This is a genomic window from Streptomyces sp. adm13(2018), assembly GCF_008042145.1.
Lineage (GTDB): Bacteria > Actinomycetota > Actinomycetes > Streptomycetales > Streptomycetaceae > Streptomyces.
In genome coordinates this window covers 1,392,598-1,398,045 of the sequence record NZ_RDBH01000129.1, presented here as the reverse complement: position 1 = coordinate 1,398,045, position 5,448 = coordinate 1,392,598, and the positions used below count along the sequence as shown (strand labels likewise).

4 protein-coding genes are annotated in these 5,448 nt (G+C 71.9%); all 4 read right to left on the bottom strand.

The window, feature by feature from the left end:
* Positions 1 to 52: 52 nt before the first annotated feature.
* Positions 53 to 562, bottom strand: coding sequence for a hypothetical protein (locus EAO70_RS23105; protein ID WP_148004716.1), 510 nt, complete (start codon positions 560 to 562; stop codon positions 53 to 55).
* Positions 547 to 1,572, bottom strand: coding sequence for a ParA family protein (locus tag EAO70_RS23100; RefSeq protein ID WP_261993048.1), 1,026 nt, complete (start codon positions 1,570 to 1,572; stop codon positions 547 to 549). Before EAO70_RS23100 ends, EAO70_RS23105 begins: the two co-directional genes overlap by 16 nt.
* A gap of 449 nt (positions 1,573 to 2,021) precedes the next feature.
* Complete coding sequence (gene ald, locus EAO70_RS23095; protein WP_148004714.1) at positions 2,022 to 3,137, bottom strand: alanine dehydrogenase; 1,116 nt, start codon at positions 3,135 to 3,137, stop codon at positions 2,022 to 2,024.
* A 147-nt stretch (positions 3,138 to 3,284) separates the two neighbouring features.
* Positions 3,285 to 5,270 (bottom strand): tetratricopeptide repeat protein, encoded by a 1,986-nt coding sequence (locus EAO70_RS23090; RefSeq protein ID WP_261992992.1) that lies wholly within the window; start codon positions 5,268 to 5,270, stop codon positions 3,285 to 3,287.
* Between the last annotated feature and the right edge of the window lie 178 nt (positions 5,271 to 5,448).

Here is a 5,448-nt window from a genome sequence, read left to right as displayed (position 1 = left end):
GGTGCATGGAGGTCCAGGGGAGCGGGGGGGCGCGGCAGCCCGCAGGCTACCGTCAGCGGCCGCGCAGGCGGCGCACGAGGATGCTCGCGTCGCCGCGGGACTCCAGGTCCGCCAGGACGACCGCGACGGCCTCCCGGACGATCCTGCCCCGGTCGACGGCGAGACCGTGCTCACCGCGGAGCACCAGCCGGGCGTGCTCCAGGTCCATCAGCTCCTCGGCGGAGACGTAGACCGTGATCTTCTCGTCGTGGCGCTCACGGCCGCTGGGCCGCCGGTTCGGGGTCCGGCCGCCGCGCCGACGCGCCGCCGCCGGGGCGGGCGCCGCGGCGGGGGACGTCGCGGGCTTCGGGCCGGCGGCGCCCTCGGGCTCCGCCGTCCGGACCCTCGGCTCCGACGCCTCGGAGTCCGCGGCGGAGTGCTCCGCGGAGCCCTCGGCCGCCGTCGTGTCGCTCTCGCCCGCGGGTGCCGGGACGGCCCGGCGGGGTGCGGACGCCTGGAGCGCCGTCCCCCCGGTCGTACGGAAGAGTTCGTCGGCGCCGGGCAGACTCACTCGGCGTGACACCGGGCGAGCACCTCCCTGGCGAGCTGGCGGTAGGCGGCGGCGCCCACGGAGTTGGAGGCGTACGTGGTGATGGGCTCGCCGGCGACCGTGGTCTCCGGGAAGCGCACCGTCCGCCCGATGACCGTGTGGTAGACGTGGTCGTCGAAGGCCTCGACGACCCGCGCGAGGACCTCGCGGCTGTGCACGGTGCGGGAGTCGTACATCGTGGCGAGGATGCCGTCGAGCTCCAGCTCGGGGTTGAGCCGCTCCTGGACCTTCTCGATGGTCTCGGTGAGCAGCGCGACTCCGCGGAGCGCGAAGAACTCGCATTCCAGCGGCACGATGACCTTGTGAGCCGCCGTCAGGGCGTTCACGGTCAGCAGGCCGAGCGAGGGCTGACAGTCGATCACGATGTAGTCGTAGTCGTTCATCAGCGGCTTCAGGGCGCGCTGGAGCGTCGACTCGCGCGCGACCTCGCTGACGAGCTGGACTTCGGCGGCCGAGAGGTCGATGTTGCTCGGCAGCAGGTCCATGTTGGGCACGGCGGTCTTGAGGAGGACCTCGTCCGCCGACATGCCCCGCTCCATGAGCAGGTTGTAGACGGTGAGGTCGAGCTCCATCGGGTTCACGCCGAGGCCGACCGACAGGGCTCCCTGCGGGTCGAAGTCGACGAGCAGGACCCGTCGCCCGTACTCCGCGAGCGCGGCACCCAGGTTGATGGTCGACGTGGTCTTGCCGACGCCGCCCTTCTGGTTGCACATCGCGATGATCTTCGCGGGTCCGTGGTCCGTCAGCGGACCGGGGATCGGGAAGTACGGCAGGGGCCGTCCCGTCGGGCCGATCCGCTCGCGGCGCTGCCGGGCGGCGTCGGGTGCGAGGGTGGCCGCGTACTCGGGGTCGGGCTCGTACTCGGCGTCGGGGTCGTAGAAGTGCCCCTCGGGCACCTCGTCAAAGGCGGCGAAGGGGGTGGACTCTCGGCCCATCTCGTTGCCGGCCGTGGCGTTCACGTGTAGGCCGTCCATCGTCTTCATCGTGTGGGCTGTCGTCATGGGCTGGTGCGTCGCGAAGGTCCGCACCGCGACGGAGCCGATCGGAGCACCTGGTGCACCGCTCCCGGGAGTAATTGTCGACTCATTCACAAGTCGTCTTACCTCCTTGGATGTCACCAGGAACATTTATCGATAGGTCAGCGTGGCACCATGCCGACGGTTGGCGACTCTATGGCGTGTCACCGCTCCGCAGCAACACAATCCGCCGGACCCGGCCCGATGTGTCGGCAACCGAACACCTCTCTGTCAAGGGTGCGCAGGCACGCATCCACACGTTTCAGGGGTGGGCGAAACGGTTAAAGGGTTACGTTCGAGGCGAGTTGGCCGAACGTTCCTCCGGGCGCCGAGACGCGTCCGGCCGGACCTTGTCGAACAAGGTCCGGCCGGGGGTGCGGCATTGACGGCACGCGTTGACGGCGGCGCCGCGGGGGTCAGGCCAGGAGGGTGCTCAGCTCGACGTGCTCGAGGCCGTGCGCCTCGGCGACCTCCTTGTAAACCACCTTGCCGTCATGGGTGTTGAGACCCAGACCGAGGGCGGCGTCGCGGCGCAGGGCCCCGACCCAGCCGTTGTTCGCCAGCGACACGATGTAGGGCAGCGTGGCGTTGGTGAGGGCGTAGGTGGAGGTGTTCGGGACCGCGCCCGGCATGTTCGCGACGCAGTAGAAGACCGAGTTGTGGACCAGGAAGGTCGGCTCGGCGTGGGTGGTCGCGTGCGAGTCCTCGAAGCAGCCGCCCTGGTCGATCGCAATGTCGACAAGGACACTTCCGGGCTTCATCTTGGCGACGAGCTCGTTGGTGACCAGCTTCGGGGCCTTGGCGCCCGGGATGAGGACGGCGCCGATGACGAGGTCGGCCTGGACGACGGCCTTCTCGAGCTCGTAGGCGTTGGAGACGACCGTCTTCACCTTGGTGCCGAAGATCTTGTCGGCCTCGCGGAGCTTGTTGATGTCGCGGTCGAGCAGGGTCACGTGGAAGCCCATGCCGACGGCGATCTGGGTGGCGTTCCAGCCGGAGACGCCGCCGCCGATGACGACCGCCTCGCCCGCGTGGGTGCCGGGGACGCCGCCGGGGAGCACGCCGCGGCCGCCGACCGAGCGCATCAGGTGGTAGGCGCCGACCTGCGGGGCCAGGCGGCCCGCGACCTCGGACATCGGGGCGAGCAGCGGGAGCGCGCGGTTGGCGGTCTCGACGGTCTCGTACGCGATCGCGGTGGTGCCGGACGCCAGGAGCGCGTCCGTGCACTCCCGGGAGGCGGCCAGGTGCAGGTAGGTGAAGAGCGTCTGGTCCTTGCGGAGGCGGTGGTACTCCTCCGCGATCGGCTCCTTGACCTTGAGCAGCAGGTCGGCGACGGCCCAGACCTCGTCCGCGGTGGGGAGGATCTCGGCGCCGGCGGCGACGTACTCGGTGTCCGTGATCGAGGAGCCGACACCGGCGTTCTGCTCGATGAAGACCTGGTGGCCGTGGCGGACGAGCTCGTGGACACCCGCAGGGGTGATGGCCACGCGGAACTCGTTGTTCTTGACCTCGCGGGGGATGCCGACCTTCATCGTCGATCACGGTCCTTGAATCAGGGGGGATACATGGGGCACTGCGATACATACCCGGATGCACTGCGGCGCACCGGGGCAGACCACGTTCGAACGCGGCGCACCCAGTCTAATGAAGGAGTTCTCCCTGTCTAGCCTTTCAAAGTACTAATCTTCGCTGGACCCACTGCGGATTTCGTAGGCTGATCGTTCCGTTTCCAGCAGTCTCTCCGCGGCCGCCCGATGCAGCCGGGCGGCGGCCGGATCGCCGAGCCGGTCGAGGGTGTCGGCGAGGCGGAGCTGAAGGGCGGCCTGGAGCCGGGTGTCCTGGGCCCGACGGGCCCACTCGACGGCTTCCTCGCAGGTCCGGAGGGATTCCTCGGGTCGTCCGGCGTACTCCTGGACCCGGGCGGCCTCGCTCAACGCCCGCGCGTAGCCGGGCAGATCGTCGAGCCTCCGGTGGCCCGCGGCGGCGGCGCGCCAGTTCCGCAGGGCCTCGCCGTAGCGGCCCGCGTAGGTGTGCACGGCGCCCAGGCGGCCGTACAGTCTGGCCTGATCGGGCCGCTCGTCCCGGGCGAGACGCTGCGCGAGCGCCCGCCCGTACCAGTCGCCGGCCCGCTGCCAGTCTCCCAGCTCCTGATACGAGCCACCTACGGATTCCATTGCGCGACCGGTCGCGTACGGGTCATTTGCTGCGCGTCCGGCATCCAAAGCCGACCGATATCGCAGCAGAGCCTCGTTCGTCCGTCCGGTGCGGGCATCGAGGTCGGCCAGGTTGAGCAGGGCCGCGGCGCGCTCCCGGTGCAGTCCGCGCCGCTCGGCCACGTCCAGGACCAGCCGGTGCAGCCCGTACAGCTGGGGCGCGGCCGCCTCGGCGCCCCGGTGCGCGGCCAGCGCCCGCACCAGCGAGGCGACCAGGCGGCGGGCCAGCGTGTCCAGCTCCCCGTCGGCGACGGCGAGCCGGGCGGCGGCCAGCAGGAAGGCCTGCCGGGAGTCCAGCCACTCCGCCGCGGCGGCGGTGTGGGGGAAGCGCAGGGCGCGTGGCAGACCGGACAGCTTCCGGCGGGCCGGCGAGCCCTCGGGTTCGGTGACCGCGCGGCAGGACTGGAGGAGCCGTACGGTCCGTTCCAGCATCCGGGCCCGGGCGAGCTGCACCTCGGCGGGCCGGTCGCGCTCCTCCAGCTGGGCGCGAAGGAGGGGGACGAGATGGCCGGGGACCTGGTACTGCCCGTCCTCGCCACCTTCGAGGAGCCCCAGGGCGGCGAAGTCGGCGAGGGTGGTCGCCGCGGCCGAGACCGAGCAGCCGGCCAGGGCAGAGGCCGTGTGGGCGTCGGCCCGGCCGAGCGGGGCCAGGCAGAGGAACCGCAGTATCCGGGCGGCGGTCGCGGGCAGCCCGTCGTGGGCGAGCAGGAAGGCCCGGGTCAGCGGGTCGCCGGCGAGGGCGCGGAGCCGTTTGGCGAGGTCGGCGACGGAGGACTTGGGGCGGGAGGAGAGCCAGCCGCCGGCGAGCACGACCGCCGAGGGCAGCCCGCCGCACTCCTCGACGAGGGTCTCGGCGGCCTGCGGATCGACCGTGACGCGTACGGAGCCGGTGAAGGCGGTGAGCAGTTCGATGGCCGACTTGGGGTCGAGACCGCCGAGGGTGCAGGGGCGGACGTCGGGGATGCCGGTGAGCGGGCCCTGAGCGACGCCGATCACCAGGAAGTCGGGGTGGTCGGGGATCAGCGGGTCGGCCTGCTCGGCGTCGACGGCGTCGTCGAGGATCAGCACGGCCCGTCGCTCGCCGAGAGCCGAGCGGACCAGCTCGGTCAGCTCGTCCTCGGCGGCGCCCGGGGGCTCCGCGACGCCGAGGACGGCGAGGAGTTCCTGGGCGACGCGGGCGGTGGGGACGGGGTCGCCGCCGGGCTCGGTGAGCCGGGCGCGGAAGATCCCGTCGGGGTAGCGGTCGGAGAGTCCGGCGGCGAGTTCCTCGGCGAGCGCGGTCCGTCCGGAGCCGGGCTTCCCGGCGACGAGGAGCACGCGGGCGCGGGGGGCCTTGCGGCCGGTGAGGGTGTCGAGGCCGGTCCGCTCGATGTCGGCGCGCAGGGCCTTCAACTCCCGCTGTCGGCCGAAGAACTGCCGGCTGCCGGCCGCCGCCACCGCCTGATCCGTCACGGGCCACGCTCCCGTCCACCTGCGCACGAGCCGATCCCGCGGGGGGCTCCGCACGGGCGATCCCGAGCGTAGTTCAGGGCGTGCACCGGACCCGTCGGAGCACGACGAACACGTCCCCCGATCGGATCAACACATCTTCACACCACCCCCACCCGCCGGTCGCGACCCAACGAACGGC

Coding starts and splice junctions, on each gene's coding strand:
- EAO70_RS23100 (WP_261993048.1), bottom strand. CDS start 1,572: ATGAAGACGATGGACGGCCTACACGTGAACGCCACGGCCGGCAACGAG.
- ald (WP_148004714.1), bottom strand. CDS start 3,137: ATGAAGGTCGGCATCCCCCGCGAGGTCAAGAACAACGAGTTCCGCGTG.